24 protein-coding genes and 1 tRNA gene are annotated in these 22189 nt (G+C 41.5%); 10 read left to right on the forward strand and 15 right to left on the reverse strand.

The genetic code is table 11. The features are described from left to right. Positions 1–38: 38 nt before the first annotated feature. Positions 39–1085: a calcium-gated potassium channel TvoK gene (gene tvoK / locus TVG_RS05310; protein WP_010917246.1), complete on the reverse strand. Its 1047-nt coding sequence runs from the start codon at positions 1083–1085 to the stop codon at positions 39–41. 151 nt (positions 1086–1236) lie between these two features. Here tvoK and TVG_RS08915 point away from each other — a divergent pair, with 151 nt between their 5' ends. Beyond that, positions 1237–1347: an AbrB/MazE/SpoVT family DNA-binding domain-containing protein gene (locus tag TVG_RS08915; RefSeq protein ID WP_277770639.1), complete on the forward strand. Its 111-nt coding sequence runs from the start codon at positions 1237–1239 to the stop codon at positions 1345–1347. Here TVG_RS08915 and TVG_RS05315 read toward each other — a convergent pair whose 3' ends face one another. After that, positions 1348–2343: a tyrosine--tRNA ligase gene (locus TVG_RS05315; protein WP_010917247.1), complete on the reverse strand. Its 996-nt coding sequence runs from the start codon at positions 2341–2343 to the stop codon at positions 1348–1350. It lies immediately after the preceding gene. Positions 2344–2471: 128 nt separating this feature from the next. On the opposite strand from TVG_RS05315, the gene TVG_RS05320 reads away from it, so the two are divergent. From TVG_RS05320 to TVG_RS05330, 3 genes are all read left to right on the forward strand, one after another. Then, positions 2472–2732, forward strand: a complete 261-nt coding sequence (locus TVG_RS05320; RefSeq protein WP_010917248.1) for a lipoate protein ligase C-terminal domain-containing protein — start codon at positions 2472–2474, stop codon at positions 2730–2732. A 1-nt stretch (position 2733) separates the two neighbouring features. After that, a complete protein-coding gene (locus TVG_RS05325; RefSeq protein ID WP_010917249.1) occupies positions 2734–3522 on the forward strand; it encodes a lipoate--protein ligase family protein in 789 nt (262 codons plus the stop codon). A gap of 111 nt (positions 3523–3633) precedes the next feature. Then, on the forward strand, positions 3634–5001 hold the full coding sequence (locus TVG_RS05330) for a signal recognition particle protein Srp54 (protein ID WP_010917250.1): 1368 nt from the start codon (positions 3634–3636) through the stop codon (positions 4999–5001). Here TVG_RS05330 and TVG_RS05335 read toward each other — a convergent pair. The 3 genes from TVG_RS05335 to TVG_RS05345 all read right to left on the reverse strand — a co-directional run bounded on the left by TVG_RS05335 (position 4994) and on the right by TVG_RS05345 (position 7465). Next, positions 4994–6184, reverse strand: coding sequence for a digeranylgeranylglycerophospholipid reductase (locus tag TVG_RS05335; RefSeq protein ID WP_010917251.1), 1191 nt, complete (start codon positions 6182–6184; stop codon positions 4994–4996). The genes TVG_RS05330 and TVG_RS05335 overlap by 8 nt on opposite strands. Further along, positions 6171–6383 carry a 4Fe-4S binding protein gene (locus TVG_RS05340; protein WP_010917252.1) on the reverse strand — a complete coding sequence of 71 codons (213 nt, stop codon included), beginning with the start codon at positions 6381–6383 and terminating at the stop codon, positions 6171–6173. Before TVG_RS05340 ends, TVG_RS05335 begins: the two co-directional genes overlap by 14 nt. A 215-nt stretch (positions 6384–6598) precedes the next feature. Continuing rightward, on the reverse strand, positions 6599–7465 hold the full coding sequence (locus TVG_RS05345; protein ID WP_010917253.1) for a coiled-coil domain-containing protein: 867 nt from the start codon (positions 7463–7465) through the stop codon (positions 6599–6601). Between the two features lie 194 nt (positions 7466–7659). Here TVG_RS05345 and asnS point away from each other — a divergent pair, with 194 nt between their 5' ends. Continuing rightward, the gene (gene asnS / locus TVG_RS05350; protein ID WP_010917254.1) at positions 7660–8949 is read left to right on the forward strand and encodes an asparagine--tRNA ligase; all 1290 of its coding nucleotides are present in this window, start codon (positions 7660–7662) and stop codon (positions 8947–8949) included. 46 nt (positions 8950–8995) lie between these two features. Here the strand turns inward: asnS and TVG_RS05355 are convergent, their stop codons facing one another. Together TVG_RS05355 and pdxS are read right to left on the reverse strand one after the other, a co-directional pair. Further along, positions 8996–9760, reverse strand: coding sequence for a DUF92 domain-containing protein (locus tag TVG_RS05355; RefSeq protein WP_241760262.1), 765 nt, complete (start codon positions 9758–9760; stop codon positions 8996–8998). Further along, entirely contained in the window at positions 9714–10724 is a 1011-nt protein-coding gene (gene pdxS, locus TVG_RS05360; protein ID WP_010917256.1) for a pyridoxal 5'-phosphate synthase lyase subunit PdxS, read from the reverse strand. Before pdxS ends, TVG_RS05355 begins: the two co-directional genes overlap by 47 nt. 123 nt (positions 10725–10847) lie before the next feature. Here pdxS and purB point away from each other — a divergent pair, with 123 nt between their 5' ends. After that, positions 10848–12194: an adenylosuccinate lyase gene (gene purB / locus TVG_RS05365; RefSeq protein WP_010917257.1), complete on the forward strand. Its 1347-nt coding sequence runs from the start codon at positions 10848–10850 to the stop codon at positions 12192–12194. Then, positions 12195–12785 carry a hypothetical protein gene (locus tag TVG_RS05370; protein WP_010917258.1) on the forward strand — a complete coding sequence of 197 codons (591 nt, stop codon included), beginning with the start codon at positions 12195–12197 and terminating at the stop codon, positions 12783–12785. It abuts the gene before it with no gap. Positions 12786–12790: 5 nt separating this feature from the next. Here TVG_RS05370 and TVG_RS05375 read toward each other — a convergent pair whose 3' ends face one another. Genes TVG_RS05375 through TVG_RS05395 form a run of 5 tightly spaced genes read right to left on the reverse strand, consistent with a single transcriptional unit; the run spans position 12791 to position 17006 of the window. Continuing rightward, the gene (locus TVG_RS05375; protein ID WP_277770628.1) at positions 12791–13411 is read right to left on the reverse strand and encodes a diphthine--ammonia ligase; all 621 of its coding nucleotides are present in this window, start codon (positions 13409–13411) and stop codon (positions 12791–12793) included. A gap of 21 nt (positions 13412–13432) precedes the next feature. Continuing rightward, entirely contained in the window at positions 13433–14188 is a 756-nt protein-coding gene (locus tag TVG_RS05380; protein ID WP_338384076.1) for a thiamine-phosphate kinase, read from the reverse strand. Between the two features lie 44 nt (positions 14189–14232). Next, the gene (locus TVG_RS05385) at positions 14233–14415 is read right to left on the reverse strand and encodes a hypothetical protein (protein WP_048054013.1); all 183 of its coding nucleotides are present in this window, start codon (positions 14413–14415) and stop codon (positions 14233–14235) included. Positions 14416–14475: 60 nt separating this feature from the next. Next, on the reverse strand, positions 14476–15957 hold the full coding sequence (locus tag TVG_RS05390; protein WP_010917261.1) for a single-stranded-DNA-specific exonuclease RecJ: 1482 nt from the start codon (positions 15955–15957) through the stop codon (positions 14476–14478). Beyond that, entirely contained in the window at positions 15954–17006 is a 1053-nt protein-coding gene (locus TVG_RS05395) for an archaeosine biosynthesis radical SAM protein RaSEA (RefSeq protein ID WP_010917262.1), read from the reverse strand. Before TVG_RS05395 ends, TVG_RS05390 begins: the two co-directional genes overlap by 4 nt. A gap of 87 nt (positions 17007–17093) precedes the next feature. Between TVG_RS05395 and TVG_RS05400 the strand changes: the two genes are divergently transcribed. The 3 genes from TVG_RS05400 to TVG_RS05410 are packed head-to-tail and all read left to right on the forward strand — an operon-like array spanning position 17094 to position 20314. Continuing rightward, positions 17094–18239, forward strand: a complete 1146-nt coding sequence (locus tag TVG_RS05400; RefSeq protein WP_010917263.1) for a pyridoxal phosphate-dependent aminotransferase — start codon at positions 17094–17096, stop codon at positions 18237–18239. Positions 18240–18297: 58 nt separating this feature from the next. After that, entirely contained in the window at positions 18298–19218 is a 921-nt protein-coding gene (locus tag TVG_RS05405; protein WP_010917264.1) for a homoserine kinase, read from the forward strand. Next, a complete protein-coding gene (locus tag TVG_RS05410; RefSeq protein WP_010917265.1) occupies positions 19196–20314 on the forward strand; it encodes an aminotransferase class I/II-fold pyridoxal phosphate-dependent enzyme in 1119 nt (372 codons plus the stop codon). Before TVG_RS05405 ends, TVG_RS05410 begins: the two co-directional genes overlap by 23 nt. 80 nt (positions 20315–20394) lie before the next feature. Here TVG_RS05410 and TVG_RS05415 read toward each other — a convergent pair. The 3 genes from TVG_RS05415 to TVG_RS05425 all read right to left on the reverse strand — a co-directional run bounded on the left by TVG_RS05415 (position 20395) and on the right by TVG_RS05425 (position 22156). Then, a tRNA-Tyr gene (locus TVG_RS05415) sits at positions 20395–20492 on the reverse strand. A gap of 86 nt (positions 20493–20578) precedes the next feature. After that, positions 20579–20956, reverse strand: a complete 378-nt coding sequence (locus tag TVG_RS05420; protein ID WP_162009542.1) for a DUF302 domain-containing protein — start codon at positions 20954–20956, stop codon at positions 20579–20581. Between the two features lie 51 nt (positions 20957–21007). Continuing rightward, on the reverse strand, positions 21008–22156 hold the full coding sequence (locus tag TVG_RS05425; RefSeq protein ID WP_010917267.1) for a redox-regulated ATPase YchF: 1149 nt from the start codon (positions 22154–22156) through the stop codon (positions 21008–21010). Positions 22157–22189: the final 33 nt, after the last annotated feature.

The following is a 22189-nucleotide window of genomic DNA, read 5'->3' on the forward strand; positions in this document are numbered from 1 at the left end:
TGATATATATTTATGCTTTTCTCATCAGAAATCAAAGATTATCCTTTTATAGCCTCTTCCACTTCCTTCTTGTTCTTTGCCAGAAATACGACGTAGTCACCAGCACCTATCTTATATGATCGGTCAGGTGGATATTCGATTTTTCCCTTTGAGATCACTGAAATTATTACACAAACTTCGGCTAAGTTGGAGGCTGCATCCTTAACGGTCATCCCTGGTAGGATACCGCAAGCTTCAATAGAGAATATCTTAAAATCTTCTGTCTCGGATAAAGACTTCAATATGAAATCGGTCAGTCCGGGATTGGATATTGATCTGGAGATTAACCTGGAACTAAGCTCTCCTACTGACAGTACTTCGGTAGCACCTGCACTAACTGCATGCTTTTTGTTCTTTTCGTCCCTTACCTCAGCTATTATTTCCACAGCGTTGTTCAATTTCCTAACAGTGAATATCGATAATAGAGTTTTAGCATCCAACAGGTCTTCAGGAATTGCGTTGTTTTCAATATCGCTCATGATCACAACTCTGGCAGCATCCTCTATTGCGGCATTCTTAAGATCGTCTTCACTTGTACAATCGCCTTTGACAAAGAAAACATTTTGGTATTTTTCAGAATTATCGGTATTTTCGGATAGGATGACTATAGGTGCCGCTTCCTCGTCTCTATTTCCCTCAATTATGTTTCTAGTATACGCATTCCAATTGCATATGATCGTATGATTTTTCAATCGCTTCTCCAATTTTCCCCTCCTCTCAATCCTTATTTGAAATAAATATGCGGATATTGTTGCGGTTAAAGTACCTAGCAATCCTATGCCTGACACCATTATTAACATTGCCACTACACGGCCTAAATTAGATACAGGAACAACGTCTCCATATCCAACTGTTGTTACAGTCTCCATTGTGAACCATATGGCCGTGAAATAATTCTTGATCTCTGAATATTTTACGTTTCTCTGTGTAAGGAATTCAAGATAAGACCCGATCAGTACGACTATGATGAAAGCCATAAAAACTTTCGTAAGAGGGCTGCTCTCTATTTTTTGCAATACTTTCACTAATGTTCTAAATGGCCTCATATCACCGCTAAGTATATCTTTGAATAATAAAAATAATGACGAATTTGGAAAGTGAAACTAAGCAAGAAAACATTATATATTGATCCTTTGATAATGAATCACGCCGAAGACATTAATCGATGTTTCGCACGTTTCCAGCAGGGGTTCGTCCCTGAGGATCACGATACCCAAGAAGGTAATCCAGAAGCTAAAGATTAACCCAGAAGACATAATAGGCTTTTACGAAGAAGATGGTAAGATCTACATAGAAAAAATAGAGTGATCAGGAAAATATACTTAAATCCATATCATACGCGACCTTCCTAGCCGGCTCGATCATTTCATCTAAGATAGGTATCATTGCTTTTTTGAGCTCAGTTGGTGCAATTTTGCCGGATATATAGTCATTCTGGAACTGATCAACATTTTCTATTCGAACATTTCCAGATGGTTTCTCAATGATTATATCTCTTCCATAGTACGGGATTAATACGTACTTCATTATTTCAGCAAGTGGATTCCCATCTACTTTTTCGGGTGGGCAGAAAGCAGCATTGACTTTTCTTTCAATGTCCTTGTATTCATCATTTATGAGAATGGCCGAGTTCGGATCACTCTTGGACATCTTTACAAAATTATCCATCCTCGTATTTCCCTTTAGGCTGCTCAACAGGTATCCGTGGACTGATACTGCTTTTTTCACCTTCATCTTATCGGCTATGTCTCTGGCAAGCATATGAGCATGTCGCTGATCCATCCCTCCAAATGCAATATCAACATCCAGGTAAAATATGTCGGTAACCTGCATTATAGGGTAAATGTACATACTAAAGTCTTTTTCTGCATCGGCCTCAGTTCTTCCCATAATCGGAAGGGCTCTTGTGAGCCGTTTTAACGTGCTTCTCTTTGCTGTTTTAATGAACATTTCCCAATAATTCGAAGAAGAAACTAGTTGAGATGCCCATAAGTACTCGGCCTTTGTAAGGCCTTCAGCCATAAATGATCGTTTTAATAATTCCCCTCCCTTCCTTATTAAATCAAGGTCACCATGCAGCTTGTTATTTATCATTGCATGCCAATCAGCAAGCAAAACATAGATCTTAATGTCATCTTGAAGTTCAGCAAGTTTTCTAGGCCACATAACAGCGGTTGCAACGTGAGGTATACCTGACGGTTCTATCCCAATGTAAGATTTCACGCCTGCCTTCTGATCGAGTTTCTGGGCATCCTCCAAAGTAACGATCTCCCTTGTATTCTTCATGAGCTTATCTATCAGCATTGATGGCTGATTGAAGCACCATTTATAATTTTTGGTTTTTTTAACTAAATTAGCTGAGAATTTAATAACTTAATTTGAGTTGTTATGCTTACAGTAATTTTATAAATGCATTTCCGATCATATATTTGATGCACGTCAACAGAAACTGGAAGGCAAAAAAGGGGCTGATCAGAGTTTCAATGGATGTAGAAAACGGTGTCATAAATAACATAAAGATCTCTGGCGATTTCTTCATGTTTCCAGAGGAATCAATAAATGAACTTGAAAACATGCTCAAAGGTTCGAAAATAGATAATATAAAATCGATCATTGATAAGTTTTACAATGAAGGCATCATTACACCAGGAGTGGAACCGCAGGATTTTGTTAATGCGATAGCAGGTGAGTAAAATGGACGGGAGGTTGCTATTTCTAGAGACTCCAGGAAACACAAGGATGAGCCTCGCGTATGACGAATCTCTTTACAGGAGTTTCAAGGAAGGAGATAAGCCCATACTAAGGTTTTACAGGCACGATCGATCCGTAATAATAGGATATTTTCAGATAGCTGAAGAAGAAGTTGACCTAGACTACATGAAAAGAAATAATATAATGCTCGCAAGGCGGTATACAGGCGGCGGAGCAGTATACCACGATTTGGGCGATTTGAACTTCTCGGTGATTACAGAAAGCCACGATATGAACATAACTGCTATGTTTAGAACAATGAACGAAGCAGTAGTTCGATCTCTGTCGTACCTCGGCCTGCAGGCGAGGCCTGGAGAATTAAACGACGTGTCTATTCCTATCAACAAAAAAACGGATATTATGGCAGGCGAGAAGAAGATCATGGGTGCGGCTGGAGCAATGAGAAAGGGCAGCAAGCTATGGCACGCTGCAATGCTCGTTAAAACAGATTTAGATATGTTATCGGCTGTCTTAAAAGTCCCAGATGAAAAATTCAGGGATAAGCTTGCGAAGAGCACAAGGGAAAGGGTTGCAAATGTCACAGACTTCGTAGACGTCTCAATTGAAGATGTAGAAAAAAGCTTGATCAAGGGGATATCAGAGGTACTAAAAATAGATTTCAAAGAGGATACTTTAAGGGACGACGAGGAGAACTTGGCGAAGGACTTATACGACAAAAAATACAGTACAGAGGAGTGGAATATGGGCCTGCTGAGGAAACAGGTTGCATAACTTTTTTCCGCATAACCGATCATAAAAATATATTTTATTTCTAATATGTTTTAGGTTAATAGCACCGTGATCAGTATATCTTAATATCCGGAATTCAATGTAGATAATACTATGGTCCTCGAAAGTTTATCAAGCTCCCTGAGGGAAACTATCCGAAAAATAACTGGTTCAACCTATATAGATAAGAATACGGTTAAGGAGATATCAAAGGATCTTCAACGTATACTGCTTAAGGCCGATGTAAATGTACAAACCGTTCTTAATATTACAAAGGAAATGGAGAGGAGGGCCCTAGAGGAGAAGCCCCCGGTCGGCATGGCCCACCAGGACTACATGGTCAAGATAATTTACGAAGAGCTTTTGAAAATACTCGGCGAACCTTCAAATGTAGAGCTGAAACCTCAGACTATAATGCTCGTGGGGCTCTACGGGCACGGGAAGACCACATCCGCTGGAAAATTGTCCAGGTTCTTCATGAAGAAGGGGCTATCGGCAGGCTTGATAGCGGCAGATGTCCACAGGTATGCCGCTTACGAACAGCTCCAGCAAATTGCAGAATCGGTAAACGCAAAGTTTTATGGAGACCCTAAAGAAAAAGATCCAGTAAAAATAATAAAGAATGGCCTAGAGGTTCTTAAGGACGCTCAGGTTAAGATAATAGATACTAGCGGTAGGGATTCCCTCGATTCAGATCTTATAGAGGAAATAAGAAGGATAAAGGAAGCAGTAAAGCCAGATCAGGTGCTTATGGTTATAGACGCTACTATGGGCCAGCAGGCTGGACCAGAGTCAAAAGCAATAAATGATGCTGTAGGCGTTACAGGCATAATAATAACTAAGATGGATGGTACAGCTAAAGGTGGAGGAGCACTAAGCGCTGTAGCTAAGATGCGTGTGCCGATTTACTTTATAGGTACAGGAGAACATATGGACGACATGGAGATTTTCGATCCCAAGAAGTTTTTGTCAAGACTCTTGGGGCTGGGAGATCTTGAGACACTATTCGAAACAGTTAAAGAAGCAAACATTACAGAGGAGGAGGCCCAGAAATCCTTTGAGAAACTGATGACTGGAAAATTCAACCTTAAGGACATGTACGATGTTTGGGAGAAATTTTCCAGACCAGGCCTTATGAAAAAGCTAGTTGATTCTTTGCCTTTGGCGAAGCTCCCAGGCAGCCAAAAGATCAACGACGACCAGATACTTACTGCGGAGCAAAAGCTGCAGAGATATAGGATAATAATGGACTCGATGACATTTCAGGAGCTTGAGAATCCGGAAATAATAAATGCGAAGCGCATAACAAGAATTGCACGCGGAGCCGGTGTAAGGGAAGAGGATGTAAGGATGCTTCTCAAGGAGTTTAAAGCTATGAAAAATAATATGAAATTAATGAAAGGGAACAGGGGCTTCAAAAAAATTTTACAGTCCAATTTCCGTTCTGGAAACTTTGGGCTTGATGATCTTGGCCTCAAATGAGGTCTTCAAGCTCTTTCACAACTTCTGGATATTTTTCTGCAATCGCCTTCAGTATGGCTTCGACGGATATTGTTGTAAGAACCTGTTCTGATACTATGTCAACAAGCTTGTCCAGAGTCTCATCCGATAGCTGTGCAAGCTTCTCTTTCGCAACCCAGTTTCTAAGGTGTTTTCTTTCAAAGCGATCCTTGACTAACTTTTCATACTTGCCCATCATCTGCGGCGAGTAGTCGTTGCTCTCTATCGCTTCCTTAGAGACTTGCGCAGCGTACATACCAGATACTATCGCGTTTGCAATGCCACCTCCTGTGATTGGATCTATGAGCCTTGCTGCATCTCCAACCAGCATCAGGCCTGGCATAGTTATCGGCATCTTCACCTTGGAAACTGAAACACCGCCAGTTACAAGCTGTATGTCCTGTCCCTTCTTAAGGCCCGGGTGGTTCTCTATAAATCTGTCCAAGTAATTCTTGAGCTCTAGCCTGTTATGTATAAAGTTTATGGATGATCCTATACCAACGTTGGCCATACCTTCGCCTTTTGGGAATACCCATATGTATCCACCAGGGGCTATTGATCCAAGATAGAAGTCTGTGTAGTCTGGATCGACATCTATGTTTATCATTCTATATTGGAGAGCAGATATGATGTCATTCCTGGCGAGTATCACACTCTTTAAGCCTGCCCACCTGCCAAATTCGCTTTCGAAACCATCGGCAGCTATCACCATCTTGGCTCTGACTTCCACTACATTGTTTTCATGCCTTATCTTTGCACCGGCTACCTTGCCGTCTTCCTTTATTACGCCTAGTGCAGGAGACTTGACCCATACGTCTGCTCCTGCCTTGGCAGCCAAAGCAGCTAGGTGTTTGTCGAACTTGTCCCTCTCAAGAACAAATCCTACTTCGTTGCCAGCCTTCTCGCTCTGAAGTATTATTGGCCTCTTCTCTGAAGGCCCGTATATTCTTGCACCTTTTACTTCATTAGCTATGAACGATTTATCAGGTTTTATATCTGCCTCGTTTAGTATTCCCTTTGACAGGCCCTCGCCGCACCTAACAGGTGATCCTATCTCAGGCCTCTTCTCTATCATTAAAGTCCGTAGGCCGTACTTTGCCGCATACCTGGCAGCTGTGCTGCCTCCAGGGCCTCCTCCTATGACGAGGACATCATAAGTTTCCATGGAACCACTCCGCATTTATTGCCCCAGTTGGGCATCCAACTATGCAAAAACCACACTCTATGCATTTTTCCTCGTGGATCTTGATTACTGTCTCATCGAGCCATATGGCATCGGTTGGACACATACCTACACAGGCTCCGCAGTAATTGCAGAGGTTTCTATCTACATCCATCTCTGTTTTAACTTTCAGCTCCACCATCTGGTACACCTAGAATTAATGATAAAACGGTAAGCTGTATATTTGATTTTTGTTATGTTGGCGTTGTCAATGTTGTATGTGATCTGTACTCTGCTAACATTTTAAGAGAACTTGCAAAATTAAAGCAATCTGGATTTCATATCCAAGTTGCATTCAATAATCGAACTAATGTTGTCATTCTTAAAATTACAATGCATATTGTATTTTATTTTCGCTTATTGGCTCTTTTTAAGCTCTCTTGCGTTTATTTTTTCAAATTCTCTCTTGGTCATTTTGTTAATCAATGTATCATAGCGAGTAAAAATATCATTGTAACTATCCTTCAACTTCTTAATCTCTGCATCACGCTGAAGAATTAAGTCTTTCAGCTGAGAAACCGTAGAGAGTGCAGTTGCAAGATCAGCACGAGTTTTTTCATACTCCTCTAGAGTTTTCTTCATGCTTTCATTTTCTTCGAACACGGCCTTTATTCTCTCGTCTATGCCTGCCTGTATATCCTCGATCTGTTTTTGCATCTCTGCGATCGCTTGTTCCAGTTCGCTCTTCTTCGCGTTTAAATCGTTTATCTCTGCGCTTAGCTGCGATATTTCAGACTGCATCTGATCTTTCTTTGAGTTTAGGTACCCTATTTCGCTTTCTATTGCCTTCTTCTCACCAACTAGGCCGTTATCTGAGTATATGGAATCTTTTACCTCCATTATGGGCTTCATGGCCTCTCTTACCAAATCTAGTTCAAAGGGGCTTTCAATATTAGTCATGTCCTCAATGACAAACTCCCTCAAGTCTTTGAGTTTTTCATCTGAAGGGTTTTTTTCCAACATCTGCGTTATCCTGTGATAAACATATCGTACAAACTTCTTATTGTAATCGTTTAACTCCAATGACTTAAAGTGATTAAAAAGGATTATTCGATTTGCCTTCTCTGGTTCAAATACCCATTCTGGAATATTATCGTTATTTTGAGAACCATTAAAATATTCATAAATTATTTCCTTGTAAGTTTTACCTGATTCCTTAACTCTCCTATCGAGGTCTTCTTGTATCTTGAACCTGACATCCTTCGTAGGGATGCTTTCTACCATATTAACTCAAATTGTTATACTCTAATAAATATTTGTACTTTTAACTTTGCAGGTCTCAAATCATATGGAATCGCATAACTATACGAAATAAAACCTTCGAAAATACCATTCCCGCCCAATATTTTAAATCAGATCAGAACGGATGTAATTTTCTCGCTGTAAAGTTTTATTTTGTAATTCAAAATAACGGTGCGATGTTATCCATAGCTGAAGCGTCCAGCGAAGCACATGTTGGTTCTGAAGTATCCGTAAGAGGCTGGGTCTATAGGATCCGGAGCAGCGGTGGAGTTACGTTCATAGTCATAAGGGACTCTACGGGCATAGTCCAGTGCACTGCCAAGAAAAATGAGCTAACTCCAGAACAATACGATGAGATCTCTTCACTTGGGATAGAGAGCAGCCTTTCCCTGATAGGGACTATGAAAAAAGAGCCTAGATCCCCAACAGGATACGAAATATCTATTCATAAGTTTACGGTATATCAGAAAAACGATGTTTTTCCCATCACTAAGGATCAGGGAGAAGAGTTTCTGCTGGACAACAGGCACCTTTGGCTGAGAAGCCGCGAATTCACTTCTATTTTAAAAGTCCGATCAACAATATTCAGATCTTTTGCTGACTTCTTTTACGATCAGGGATATTACCAGGTTCATACTCCTTTCATGGTCTCAACGGCAGTTGAAGGTGGCTCCACCTTATTTAAAGTAGACTTCTTTGGCGAACCCATCTTTCTAAATCAAAGTGCGCAGTTCTACTTGGAAACAATGATATACAGCCTCGAAAAGGTATTCACAATAGCACCGAGCTTTAGAGCTGAAAAATCAAGGACTAGGCGGCATCTTACTGAATACTGGCATGCGGAAGCAGAAGTAGCATGGATCGATAATAGAGAAATGATGGATGTAGAGGAAAACATGATATATTATATCATACAGAGGGTAATCGAAGAAAACTATGACGACTTGAAGCTGTTGGGCAGGGACCCGGAAGCTCTGAGGGCTATGAAGCCTCCTTTCCCAAGAGTGAAGTATTCAGACATAATCAAGGTAGCCAACGAAATAGGCATGCAGCTGAAATATGGAGACGATCTCGGCGCAGACGAAGAAAGACAGATAACTATGCGGTATTGCAAGCCAGTGTTCGTAACAAACTATCCAAAGGAGCTGAAGCCGTTTTATATGCCGCAGGATCCGGATAACCCGTCAGAGGTTCTCAACCACGACCTGCTTGCACCGGAGGGGTACGGAGAAATTATAGGCGGAAGCCAAAGGATATGGGATTACAAAGAATTAATGCAGAGGATCAGGGAAGCTGGCCTAGATGAATCTGCTTACTATTGGTATATAGACCTCAGGAAGTACGGCAGCGTGCCGCATTCAGGGTTTGGACTTGGTATGGACAGGCTAGCAATGTGGATAATGCATCTCGACAACATCAGGGAAGCGATACCGTATCCTAGGACTATAAGGAGGACAAAGCCGTAAATAAATATAATATGGAAATGAAATTACGGATTTTTATTGAAATGGATTAGACAATTAAGGCCGCAGACGCAGCCACCGTAAGGAATGAGGCCAGGAAATTCACCTGCCCTTTATTCAATTTTCCCCTGTTCTCAAAGAGACTTCCTAATACACTATCTATCTGGCAACCAGCGAATCCGGCTAGCGTAACCAGAGCCACAGGATAAGCTTGCACAGACCTATAGGCAAACAGGGAATATGATATTGCGATAATAAAACCGCCAAGAAGGGCAGCTAATTCGCCGGTTAGAGATACACCTCCATTTACGCCTGGATTAACCTTCTTGAAATTCGTTATCATGTAAACTTTCTTGTCGATTACCCCAATTTCCGAGGCAAATGTATCTGAATTTATTACTGCAAAAGATATAGCAAACAGTTCGAAGAAGTAATTCTGCATGTGTGGATACAATGCGTAAATGAATGTTATTATGATACCAGTTACAGCGGCGTAGGTTACGTTTGATGCTTTCCTCTCACCATTTTGTCCCTCCTGTACCTTCATAAGCTTCTTTGTTTTGAAAAATGCCTTTGTAGCTATAAACGATGAAGCTACGAATATCAACATCAATATAAGCCAATATATAGAACCAATGAATGAGATAAATGCACCTATGAAAAGGGCGATCGTGCTCCCCCTAAGGTCCAGTACGTTGAGTTTTAACGAGGCAACGAAAAGAATCCCAAGAATGAGAATAGTTAGGAGCACCATCGCCAGTGTCGTATTACCATCCTCTTTCTTGAAGCCTAGAGTCTCTTGGTATACTCTCAATATCTATGCCAGGCATTCCCTGGAGGCCTTCTGAAACCCTCGCAACTACATCGTAATCCTTGTAATTCTCCACAGCTTCGACTATGCTCTTTGCCATTTTCTCGGGATCCGGTGATTTGAATATCCCGCTGCCAACAAAGACGCCATCCGCTCCGAGCTCCATCATCAAGGCACCATCTGCAGGAGTAGCAACACCGCCAGCTGCGAAGTTTACCACTGGTAAGCGGTTAAGCTTTCTAATCTGCCTTAATATGTCAGAAATGCCCTTCACTATCTTCTCACGGCTCATCCCATAATATACATCATCATACAGTACTTTTCCTGATTGGCCGAACAAATCAGTAGAGGCTTCGTTCCTAAGTTGAAAATACGAAGAAGCTATGTTTTCTGCCGCGGTCTTTATCTCGTCCTGTGTCATCCTTCTTACGATCGCTATCTCTTCATTTACCTTTCTTATGTGCCTAACCGCCTCGATTATATTTCCTGTACCTGCCTCGCCCTTCGTCCTAACCATGGCAGCACCTTCAAATATTCGCCGAACGGCTTCCGGCAAATTCCTAGCACCCGAAACTACCGGGACAGTCAATTTCTTCTTGTAAAGGTGGAAGAATGGATCGGCCGGCGTTAAAACTTCGCTTTCGTCAAGCATATCCACGCCTAGCTTCTCTAACGTATAAGCTTCCGATATATGCCCAATCCTCACTTTAGCCATAACCGGTATCGTGACAGCATCAAGTATTTCTCTTATTTTCTTTGGATCGGCCATCCTCGCAACCCCGCCTGCAGCCCTTATATCTGCGGGAACGCGCTCTAGGGCCATAACTGCAACCGCACCGGCCTTCTCAGCTATCTTAGCCTGCTCTGCGGTTGTCACGTCCATGATCACTCCACCCTTTGTCATAGATGAGAAGCCTCTCTTAATGAGCTCCGTTCCAAACTTTAGCTTTTCAAGATCGAGAGCCATAATAATTGATATACTATTACGTAATATAAAGTTTTTATAGTTTTCCGGAAATGTCCGGATAAGTTACATAATGAGATCAAATCTGATCACAAATTTTTAGATACTTCATCTGATTAGAGCGGGATGGTAGTCTCCCCATTAGAGTATAGATACGGCAGGGAACAGATAAAGAGAATATTTGACGATGAAAACCGCCTCTACTATATGCTTAAAGTAGAGGCAGCAATATCAAAGGCAGAAGCGGAATATGGTATTATACCGCCCGAGGCCGCCGAAGATATTGGGAAAGTAGTCGCAGACCGCATAGTACAGCTGCAGAGAGTAAGAGAAATAGAAGCAGAGATAAAGCACGATGTAATGGCTATGGTGAAAGCGTTATCAGAAAAATGCAAAGTTGGCGCCAGTTACGTACATTACGGCGTCACATCTAACGACGTAAACGATACGGCAACAGCACTGCAAATGCATGATTTCTTTTCTTTCCTGAAGCAGGATATAGAAGATATTATGGAGACACTCATCGAATTGACGTTAAGATATAAATCGAGCCCAATGATGGGTAGGACGCATGGCCAGCACGCTTCACCAATCACTATCGGCCTAAAATTTGCCGTTTACCTTTCAGAGTTTTCAAGGCACTATGATCGTATGATTGAAATGTCAAAAAGAGCTTTCGCTGGCAAAGTGCTCGGGCCGGTAGGAACAGGTGCTGCCCTAGGCCCCAAAGCCCTTGATATACAGAATAGAGTTATGGAGATACTGGGTATATACGCAGAAGAGGGCCCAACACAGATAGTAAATAGAGACCGATACATAGAATATCTATCCGTAATAAACGGGATCTCTGTAACATTAGAAAAGATAGGTACAGAGATAAGGAACCTGCAGAGGCCAGAGATAGATGAGATGTCCGAATATTTTGATGTGGAGAGGCAGGTCGGTTCTAGTTCAATGCCCAGCAAGGTGAACCCAATAAATTCTGAAAATGTAGTTAGTTTATCGAGGCTTATAAGATCCATGATAATACCGGAATACGAGGCTGGCGTTACATGGCACGAAAGGGATCTGACGAACAGCGCTCTGGAAAGGTTTACGATACCATATTCTTCGATACTTGTGGATTATATCCTTGTTAAGATGAACTCAATCCTATCTAGCCTTATTATTAAGGAGGATAAGATTAGGAAAAATCTTGAAATGGATGACAGCATATTTTCTGAGAGCTTGGTAGCTGCTCTTACTCAGGCCGGCATGCCAAGGCAGGACGCACACGAATTCATAAGGAGATGTTCAATGAAAGCAAGATCTGAAGGCAAGACACTGAAACATGTAGTCGTAGAAGAGGGCATAACCAATTATATAAGAAGAGATGAGCTAGATCGCCTGATGGATCCTGCAAACTTCATTGGTTCCGCACCAGAAATATGTGATATAGTGGTAAATAATGCAAGGAGGAGGCTGATCAACTGAATGACAGGAACGCTTCCAGACAATAAACAGCTGATAGACATAATAATAGGGGCCTTACAGAAGGGCGAACAATCGATCTCCTCTCTAGGGAAGATCCTGGAGGAGAACGGCCATAAGATGCATAGGATAATGCTTTCTGGTTACCTAAAGGCCCTCGTTGATGTGGGCATTCTAAAGGAGCGCAGGATAAAACCAGTGGCACTTTACTCCATAGCGAAGAAGAACGATCAGGATATCTATGAGATAGTAGGATCAGTGGCCAGAGGCGTAAAAAACTCTGTTGATGGTGACGTGGCACTGCTGCTGCTTTATAACGTCTTGAAACGGCCTATTTTCATAAGTGAGATTGATAGGTGCAACGTAAGAAGGCCGACTAACTTTCAATACGTATCTTCCGATAAAAGGATGGATCTTATAAAAAAGCTTGCAGAAGCGGGGATAAGGATCTCTGAAGCGGACATGTTGGTTAGGCCTAACAGCCAATCAGATGAATTCGTACTTAATGTATTAGTGAATTTCGTGGAATCAATCATCGACTTGAAAAAGTACACTATACCTTTTAACGAAAAAAAGCAAAAGACCCTCGACTGACGATCTTATGATTCTATCCGGTCTATAATGAAATATCCGCCTGACCCACTCCATACACGATGGCCCTGCACCCTCTTCACCTTAGAGCCATAACCAAAGACGAAGCTCTCATATTCACCACCTTCGCCACTTATATTTATACCATACCTTTTCTCCAACGATTTGAGATGATCTAAGTAAGGCAAGTTTATCTCCTTTCCTAGATCTTGCTCACCTAACCCTTCGGCAGATACTGAGACTATCATCGCCCTTATCCCTGCGTTTATTATTTCCCTGATTATTCGTTCTTGATCAATCTTCCAGAGTGGTGTGAATGAAACTATTTTGTTTGCAGTGCATAGCCTTTCGATCCTTGTCTTCTGGTATTCAGAAGCGATAGCTCCAGATACGATAGCGTTAAGACCTTCTCCAGCAAGTTCGGAGATCTTCCTTTCGAAGTGAGCCTCGTCGACAAATTCATATTCCAGGTCAAGAAGTGAGGCAGTTTCTGTTGCGTATAACACGTTTGGAAAGTGAAACATGTACGAATACTCACTTGGCTTCACAATAAGGGCTTTTTCTAATTCAAGACCCTGTTCTATGGCTATAACGGCCGACAAGAATGAATCTTTTCCGCCAGACATCAACGCAACTGCCCTCGTAACCTCTCACCTTATTTCGCCAAGCTGTGGTTTTGGCCTGAAATGTTCGTAGCCTTCATCCTTCATCTTCGTCCAAGTCTTCCCATCGAATACAATGTTTTCTCCTTCCCAAGTCTCACCTATAAAATGCACTTCTATGTTGTTTGATTCCATAGCTTGGGCGAAATCCCTGTAATTTTCTTCAGGAACTGTGAATAAAAGTTCATAATCGCCTCCATAGCCGCATGCAATATCATATACACTCGCACCGGAAATCTCGGCAGCCTTCCTAGCACTATCATCGTAAACAACCTCATCTTCCACGATTTTGAAGCCTACACCGTAATCTGCCTTCATCTGGTTCAACGATGAATAGAGGCCGTCTGAGAGATCCATCATAAATTTGGCTCCATATTCGCTTATAATCCTGGCTTCCTCTAGCCGTGGAGTGATGCCAAGCATCATGTTTATCCCTTCCACACTGTCGTATCCGCTTTTGTAGAATATATAGCCACTGGCAGCCCTTCCAAGCTTATTAGTATAGGCAACCATCTGTTTCCTTCCTATGTCAGATCTCTTCCTAGTAAGCGTTTTTTTCTGTTTTCCTATAGCTATACCAGTCAATATCAAGTCCATGCCTTCCTTGAGGTCTCCGCCTATGAAATCCACGTCGTACATCTTCAATACCTTCATAATTCCAGATTCTATATCCTCCAAAAAGGATATTTCAATTTCTGGGGAAATCGAATAAGCTGTCATAAATGAAATAGGTATGCCAGCCATAGCTGCAACATCACTAAGATTTATGGATGCAAAGAATTTCCCTATCAGTTCGCCGGCGGGCCTGACGGCATGTGTGTTTTCCTGCCTATAACATCTGTGGTTATGAGTATGTATTCATCACCGTTATCAATGTACGAGCAATCATCCTTGTAAGATAATCCTGTGATGCTGTTGAGCCTGTTTATTATTGCCCTCTCTCCAAGTTCCTTTAACTTCATCTTTACCATTCTCCGGCAGTCCCGTACTTTAATCCAGAACGTTATTTCATTAATGACTGTTTCCAGTGGCTAGTTACGGATTCTCGAAGTTTTCTCCTGCACTTCAATTGAGTGGCCAATTTCTTCATCTATGAATTTGAGGAAATCGCCCATCCTGTCCGCAGGTATATTTGCACCCGCTGCCAGGTCGTGACCTCCGCCAACACCACCTGTCTTGACTGCTGCCCTTCTAAACAGATCCGCTAGATCGATCCCAGAACTAAGAAAGCTTTTGCCTGCCCGTACACTTATCTTTATAGTGCCTGGATCCGAATCTGCCATTGTTACAAGTGGCCTCATTGTTTCGCCGGTCTTGGCTAGCACCATGTTTGCTATTATGCCAACTATATTCTCATTTATATCTTTGCCTGCGTAAAAATAATCAACGTTTTTAAGCGACTTCAAGCCCTTTGACAATATCTGGTTATAACCATTTACCAAGTTCTTTCTGTGGTTAGCCATCAACGAAATTGCCTTTTTATAAAATTCGGCGCGATCACCTGCAGCTACCATCAATCCAACAATACCCTGATCATATCTGCCACATGAATTAAGCAGCGTGGCAAACTCCTTAGCATCCCAAGTGGGTGAATTTTTATCTTCATCTGGAAAGATATAAGTCTCTCCAATCAGCTTCGAAATATCATTGTTTCCTGCTATTATGAACCTACCTACCACTTCGGTCCTAAGCTTCCTCTTTTCTTCTTCAGATAAATCGTTGTATACCCTGTATTTTTCCCCATCCTTTACCGGAATGCCAAGAAAGTTCAGCAGCCTTCCAGCACCGCTGTAGAAGTTCGATATGCCTGGAATGCCGTCAGAACCGAGCTCCAAGAACCTCTTAAGTGGACGGGATGTACGCCCAAAGAACTTGAGATCTTCAAGAACAGAGACCTTTCTGGCATCTTGGCCAATCCTTAAGAATACTCTGTTCAATCCTTCGAGAACTCCTGAATTGGCATCTTGGACGTCACCAACAGATCCAACTATAGCAGGCTTTACCAGGTCTAAGTTCTTTTCGGAAAAAGCCAATGATACTAAGAATGTACAGCCTGATCCACTTATATCGTATGATCCGTTTAATCCAACAAGATGCGGGTTAACCTGGTATATTTTTGAGAAATCTGAAAATTCAAGAAAAGAAAGAATATCTCTCTTATGATCCTCGTCTACATCAAACTGATCAGGCACGTGGTGATCCGTTATTAGGCATTCGATGCCTGAGTCCCTGATCATGTGCATCGATCCTGATCCAAGATCAACAAACCACTTGAATCCTGAAGGCAAGCTTTTAAGTACATCTCTATCTAAGTTTTTTACAAAGATCACTTCGTTCGATATGCCTGCTCTATCAAGAGTGACTTTCGCAATCGCTGACGAAGAGAGTCCATCCGCATCATTATGGGATACAATTACAACCTTTTCTTGGTCTCTAAGTATTTCTCTGGCAGCTACTGCCATCTCGTAGAGATCCCTGTGTTTCTTTTCCAAAAAATATTCTTGTAGCTTCATATATATGCTACGGAGTTAAGCGATTGATCTATTAACTTGCCAAAATCACATTGAAATAAAGAGCGGTCTTCTATCTCAAGCTCTTCCATATACTTCGATAAGTCCTGAGACTTCATATATCTTTCCAGTTCCGTTGTGTCCTGGTTAAGCGAACTCTTTACTATCAAATCCAGAAGATCGTAGTCAAACTCATCGTTGTGTATTCCTCTCTCCTTATTTCCTCCTGTTGGGTATGATATAACTTCAGGTCCTATCTTCATCCCGTCTATCAATACACGGGCAAGCGACCATAATCTGGGTGGTCTGTAAAGGCCGCGTTTCCATAGGTACTCAACGAGTGTATTCTTTTGCACATTTGTTGGATTTATGGAGACATCATTGGTTAGGTCTTTTACAGCCCTTATGGAATCTAGTACATCCTTTATTGCCGATTTCTCAGATATGAATGGAGGCTTGAGCAAGAGATACGTCCTCAGTTCTAAACCATTATTTCTTATCCGTTTTGCGGCATCAACATACTTTGTGAAACTTGATCCTTTGTTTATTGAATTTTCCACTATATAATCATTGGCGGACTCTAGACCAATTGCTATCCTAGTTTCGAACCCATATTTCTTAATTTCTTCTAGCCTTTCATCTCTTATATATTCCGTTCTGGATTCTATAAGGAGTTTTTCTACCTTGTTAGATATGGAATCGTAGAAATAAGCTCTTACTTCGTCTGGAACTTCAATAGGGTCCAGGAAACTGCCAGAAGTGAATACCTTCAATACCTCAGTATTTAGAACAGAAGAGAGATGGTCAATCTGCTTGAACAGGTTTTCATTTGAAACGTCAGCTGTATCATTGAAATATCCGCACATGCTGCACGCGGAAAAACGATACCAGGAACAACCTCTAGTTCTTAAAATCGCAACTGTGCTTTTTTCTGGATATCCGCGTAGCCGATCCATTTCGTTCCATATTGATACTGGCTTATCCTTTTCTACTTTACTTGAATATGAAGGCATAAGACTCTTAATGAACAGAGCCAGTTCCCTATTAACCATGCTTAGCTTATGCTATGTTAAATAAAATCTTTCTGATTTTCTATTGCCTAATGGAAAACTTTTATCCTTATCATCGATTACTTAAAAATGCTTTCTCAAAGGCTACAATATGTCAATGAATCAGCCACCGTTTCCGCCAGCAACTATGTTGAAAAGCTCAAGAAACAGGGGATAAAGGTATACAACTTTGGTATAGGGGAGCCGGATTTCACAACCCCACAGCACATAATAGAATATGCGTTCGAAATGGCAAAAGAAGGAAAAACGCATTATACACCGTCAAACGGCATACACGAATTGAGGGAAAAAGTTTCTGAAAAGCTCAAAAATAGGAATAATATAAATGCATCGCCAGACGAAGTCCTGATTACGCCAACAAAATTTGGCATAAATCTCGCTATGATGGTCATCCTTAACCCTGGCGATGAAGTGCTCATTCCAGAACCTTACTATGTTTCGTATCCGGACATCGTAAGGCTCGCAGGAGGAAAGCCCGTAACTGTTAGTACATTGGAAGATTACAGCCTGGATTTTGATCTAATGCGAAAGTACGTTACGCCTAAGACAAAGGCAATAATATTCAACAACCCGACAAATCCCACGGGAAAGGTTTACGATGAGAAGGAGATAAAGAGCCTTGTCGATTTTGCACTTGAATACGGCCTCTACATAGTATCAGATGAAATATACGAAGACCTCATCTATAATGGCAAGTTAATTTCGCCTGCCTCTTATAGCGAGATGTGGGGAAAGAGTATAACACTGAACGGTTTTTCAAAAGGATATGCAATGACTGGATGGCGCATAGGTTACATGGCGGCACCCAGGGAGATTGTGGAAGCAGCAAACGTAATACAGCAACAGACTATAACCTGCGTTTCCTCTATATCGCAGTATGCCGCGTTACGGGCACTCGACGATACTGAAAGCCCGAAAAAGATGAAAGACGAATTCAAAAGGAGGAGAGATCTCATACTTTCCATACTCGATTCTTCTGATAAGCTAAATGTAACAGAACCAGATGGAGCTTTCTATGTATTTCCGGAATACAACAGCGATATTTCTTCTAATAAAGTATCAGAGGATCTGCTTGAAAAATACCAGGTCGTTGTAACCCCTGGTTCTGCATTCGGGAGGCAAGGAGAACATCACTTTAGAATATCGTTCGCAACCTCTGAAGACATTATTAAGGAAGGGGCTGAAAGGATTATTAAATTCTTTGCATCAGTTTAATTACTAGCAGTAATTTCCTATAACAAAATTATTAACATATTGTCATTAATTGCCATCCATGGAACTTTCCGTGATATCTCCTTGTTCTTCTGCTAACTTAGGGCCTGGTTACGATGTCCTTGCCATCGCATTCGATGCTTTCTACGATCAAGTAAATGTAATGTTATCCGATAAGTTGCGTATATTGGCCGATGAAATACCAGTTCAGCCAGATAAAAATACAGCAGGCCTTACCGCCTTGAAGATGATTGAAGATTTTGGAATTAAAGATGGCATCAAGATCTCAATTAAGAAGGGAATACCTTACGGGCTTGGGCTTGGCAGTAGTGGTTCAAGTGCAGCTGCAGCTGCATACGCAATTAATAACCTTTTTGCGCTCGGCTTGGAGAGGAAGGATTTAATCAAGTATGCTGCAGTTGGCGAGCTTGCTTCGTCAGGGTCTCCGCACCCTGATAACGTATCTGCATCTATTCTAGGTGGTCTCGTCATAGTATCACCCGAAGGCATTTCCGCGAAAAGGATAGAGGTATCTGATCAATTCAAGTTCTTGCTAGTGATTGCTGACCTTAAGATAAGAGACAAGACAAAGTACGCAAGATCCCTTGTCCCATCTGGTGTGAGTATGGGCGACCACAAGAGAAACACAAGCCGCGTAGCATCTCTAATAGCTGGATTAATGAGCGGGGATAGAGAACTAGTTAGTACAGGAATGAATGATGATATTGTCGAAGCGGCAAGGGAACCCATTTTTCCATACTATCGAAGAGTAAAGGACACCGCAATAGAATCAGGAGCGGTAGGCGCGGTTGTAAGCGGTGCCGGACCATCAATTCTTGTAGTATACGATAACAAGACAGAAACGAAACAAATGATCCGAAAAATATCCAGGATATACGAGGGCATGGGAATAAGTGTAAACTTCGCAACTCCTAATGTAGCAGATGGGGTGAGAGAGGTTGCCAACCCGCTTGCCGATTAAGGACCGTTTTGACGATCATGCACATTCACTATCTTTCCCTGTCTTTTTTACAAGTTCCTATGATTCGAGAAAGGACCGTAAATATAGGTATAGCAGGGAGTTAAACCCAACTGTAGAAGAGTTATCTAGACAACTGAGTTTGCTCGAAAATACAGAGAGATCCATATGCTTTAGTTCTGGAATGGGCGCAATTACAGGCACTATCCTCGCTCTTGCAAAACCTGGAGATAAGTTAGTTATGCCAACAGATGTGTTTGGGAGAACGTATCTCTTTGCAAAGAATTTCCTTACTAAGTTCGGGATAAACGTTAAATTTGTAGAACCAGGGACGGACTCTCTCCTAGGTGCTGTTGAAGAACATGCGGACATTGTATTCTTTGAGAGCCTTTCCAATCCATTACTGAGATTGTACGACGTAGATAGGATCTGCAGAAAAGCCTCAGATATAGGGGCTATTACCATAGTAGACAACACCCTAGCCACACCTATTTTGCTGAAGCCTTCTCTTTACGGATGCGACATAATAATAGAGAGCCTTTCTAAGTTTATTGGTGGTCATAACAATGCTATTGGCGGTTCAGCTTCTGGATCGCTAATGATGGATACCATTGATGAAAATAGGAGAAGCCTTGGATCTTCCATGGACCCAATGTCAGCATACCTCTTTATTCTTGGACTAAAAACCATCGATCTCCGCATAAAGAGATCTTCAGAAACAGCTAAAGCTATAGCGAGATTCTTAAATGAAAACAATTTTGTATCTAAAGTCTATTATCCAGGTTTGAGCGATAATTCGGACAACATATCTGCAAAAACACTGTTAAATGGTTCTCCCCCTATAGTCTCCTTTTTATTAGATGAAGGAAAAGATGTGCAGAAGTTCATGGAATCCTTACGAATAATTACGCCAGCAAACACCATGGGTGGTTCTAATTCTACAATTTCGAATCCATACACTATGTCTCACAGAAACCTTAGTGAAGATGAAAAATTAAGGCTAGGAATAACGAAGAATCTCATGCGGTTGTCTGTTGGCCTCGAAGACCTAGATCAAATAATTCAAGATTTAGAACAGGCAATTAAATATGCACAGTAATTAAGGATATGAGCGGTATTATAGGTTCCTTTACAAGCTAATTTCCAATTGCGCTATAAGATCCAACCATAAAATGAAGATCCCGGCTTCCGGATTCGAACCAGAGACCTGCGGATTACGGCGAATTCACCGTTGAACCCTCTACAGTCCGCCGCTCTACCAGCTGAGCTAAGCCGGGTTGCAACCTGATTTTCGTAATTTCATTTTATCATTTAAAACTATCTCTAGTCACAATCTATGCCATAAAGACATCTCGATCTTCTTCTAAATATCTTTTATAGCTTCTTCTATTTCCTTTTCGTACTTAACTGCGACATTCCCATCTTGCCCCATATAATCGTTTATCTGTGTAGACACGTACTGCATGGAAATGGTGACTTTGTCTCCTTCGCCTTTTAGAACTATCTTGCAAGGAAGGAACAGGCCATAATCCCGAGATACAGAAAGTATTTCATCTGCAGCCGACGGTTTGCACACATTCAGTATGTAATAGGGATCAACATCCTTTTTCAGAGCATTTTTCAATATCTGCGCAACATCTATGTACGATAAAACAACGTATCCTCTCTTCTTGAGCTCCGTAAATAGTTTTCCATACACTTCCTCAACAGTCCCATTTACCTTCCTTTCATACTTATACATAAAGCTTGATTTTTGCATCTTTCTTAATGGTGGCGGTATGTGCAAAGCCAATTATTTTTTGGAGATTATCTTTATTACGTCTCCATCCTTTAAAATGTAGTCTTTACCCAAAACCATCCTGGTTCTAGCGTTGACAGCTCTTATAAAGCCCTCCCCTATATCTGTATGAATTTTGTATGCTAGGTCAAGCGATGTTGATCCGTATGGCATGACGAAAGCATCAGGAAGCACGTTACCGGACTTATCCGTCCATTTGCTCTCATCGTATACAGGATATACAATTATGTAATGCAGGTAATCTCTTACAACTTTTTGCAAGAGATCGTGTATTCTTATTATGCCAGGCGTATTAAACCAATCCCTTATTTTTGCGAGGACTTCTTTCTGTTTTTCATTTCCACCTAAGATTGCGAAATCATTGAGAGTCGTTGAAACGAGGCCGGACTTTCTAGCTCTTTTCAGCGCAAGTTCGTATTCAGCAGAAACAAAGTATGAATCTCCTAAGGCGTTTTTCATCTCAGACAAAGTATTCGGGCTAACAAGGTCAGACTTATTTCCAACTAGCAGGAGAGGTTTTGCGTATTTTATTATTGAAAGAGCGAGCTTGTCTGCGTCTTCCCTTGTCCATATGCTTAGTTTTGCTGGAAAAAAATCTTTTTCCATCATCTCTGATATCTGGTGCTCGCTTATACCAAATAATGAAAGTTTTCTTTTAAGAGCAATGTCTCTCCGTTCTCCAGATGCCTCACTCTTTCTGCTGAAATGATCCCAATCAGAATATATCCTTTGTGAGATCCATTTTAGAAGCTCGGATTTAACCATTTCAATGCTTTTCCTAACAGTGGCTATATCTCCAGCCGAGGCATCGAAGAGGAGGAGTATAGAATCAACATCCCTTATATTGTCCAGAAACTCATTTCCCATCCCTTTGCCTTCACTTGCACCTTCAATTAATCCGGGAACATCAATAATTTGAACCGGGATGTGCCTGTTACCATTTTCGCAGTAGCCCTCACGCGGATTACACTTTCCCGATATTTCTACTTCCGGGCATTTGACAACAAAGTAGGTCATGCCAAGATTAGGCTTTATAGTTGTAAAAGGGAAGTTGTTTATTTCAGCCTCATTTTCAGTTGCAGCAGAAAAAAAAGTCGACTTTCCAACGTTTGGTTCTCCTATGAGGCCTATACGTATCGACATGCGAGGTGATTACAGAAATAAAAATAAATATTC

Source organism: Thermoplasma volcanium GSS1 (assembly GCF_000011185.1).
In the GTDB taxonomy this organism is placed as follows: Archaea; Thermoplasmatota; Thermoplasmata; order Thermoplasmatales; family Thermoplasmataceae; genus Thermoplasma; species Thermoplasma volcanium.

Coding starts and splice junctions, on each gene's coding strand:
- TVG_RS05425 (WP_010917267.1), bottom strand. CDS start 22,156: ATGTCGATACGTATAGGCCTCATAGGAGAACCAAACGTTGGAAAGTCG.
- TVG_RS05395 (WP_010917262.1), bottom strand. CDS start 17,006: ATGGTTAATAGGGAACTGGCTCTGTTCATTAAGAGTCTTATGCCTTCA.
- TVG_RS05335 (WP_010917251.1), bottom strand. CDS start 6,184: ATGGAAACTTATGATGTCCTCGTCATAGGAGGAGGCCCTGGAGGCAGC.
- TVG_RS05315 (WP_010917247.1), bottom strand. CDS start 2,343: ATGCTGATAGATAAGCTCATGAAGAATACAAGGGAGATCGTTACTTTG.
- TVG_RS05320 (WP_010917248.1), top strand. CDS start 2,472: ATGCACGTCAACAGAAACTGGAAGGCAAAAAAGGGGCTGATCAGAGTT.
- TVG_RS05340 (WP_010917252.1), bottom strand. CDS start 6,383: ATGGTGGAGCTGAAAGTTAAAACAGAGATGGATGTAGATAGAAACCTC.
- TVG_RS05405 (WP_010917264.1), top strand. CDS start 18,298: ATGGAACTTTCCGTGATATCTCCTTGTTCTTCTGCTAACTTAGGGCCT.
- purB (WP_010917257.1), top strand. CDS start 10,848: ATGGTAGTCTCCCCATTAGAGTATAGATACGGCAGGGAACAGATAAAG.
- TVG_RS05380 (WP_338384076.1), bottom strand. CDS start 14,188: ATGGCTGGCATACCTATTTCATTTATGACAGCTTATTCGATTTCCCCA.
- TVG_RS05370 (WP_010917258.1), top strand. CDS start 12,195: ATGACAGGAACGCTTCCAGACAATAAACAGCTGATAGACATAATAATA.
- asnS (WP_010917254.1), top strand. CDS start 7,660: ATGTTATCCATAGCTGAAGCGTCCAGCGAAGCACATGTTGGTTCTGAA.
- pdxS (WP_010917256.1), bottom strand. CDS start 10,724: ATGGCTCTCGATCTTGAAAAGCTAAAGTTTGGAACGGAGCTCATTAAG.
- TVG_RS05420 (WP_162009542.1), bottom strand. CDS start 20,956: ATGTATAAGTATGAAAGGAAGGTAAATGGGACTGTTGAGGAAGTGTAT.
- TVG_RS05345 (WP_010917253.1), bottom strand. CDS start 7,465: ATGGTAGAAAGCATCCCTACGAAGGATGTCAGGTTCAAGATACAAGAA.
- TVG_RS05330 (WP_010917250.1), top strand. CDS start 3,634: ATGGTCCTCGAAAGTTTATCAAGCTCCCTGAGGGAAACTATCCGAAAA.
- tvoK (WP_010917246.1), bottom strand. CDS start 1,085: ATGAGGCCATTTAGAACATTAGTGAAAGTATTGCAAAAAATAGAGAGC.
- TVG_RS05385 (WP_048054013.1), bottom strand. CDS start 14,415: ATGGTAAAGATGAAGTTAAAGGAACTTGGAGAGAGGGCAATAATAAAC.
- TVG_RS05400 (WP_010917263.1), top strand. CDS start 17,094: ATGCTTTCTCAAAGGCTACAATATGTCAATGAATCAGCCACCGTTTCC.
- TVG_RS05325 (WP_010917249.1), top strand. CDS start 2,734: ATGGACGGGAGGTTGCTATTTCTAGAGACTCCAGGAAACACAAGGATG.
- TVG_RS05390 (WP_010917261.1), bottom strand. CDS start 15,957: ATGAAGCTACAAGAATATTTTTTGGAAAAGAAACACAGGGATCTCTAC.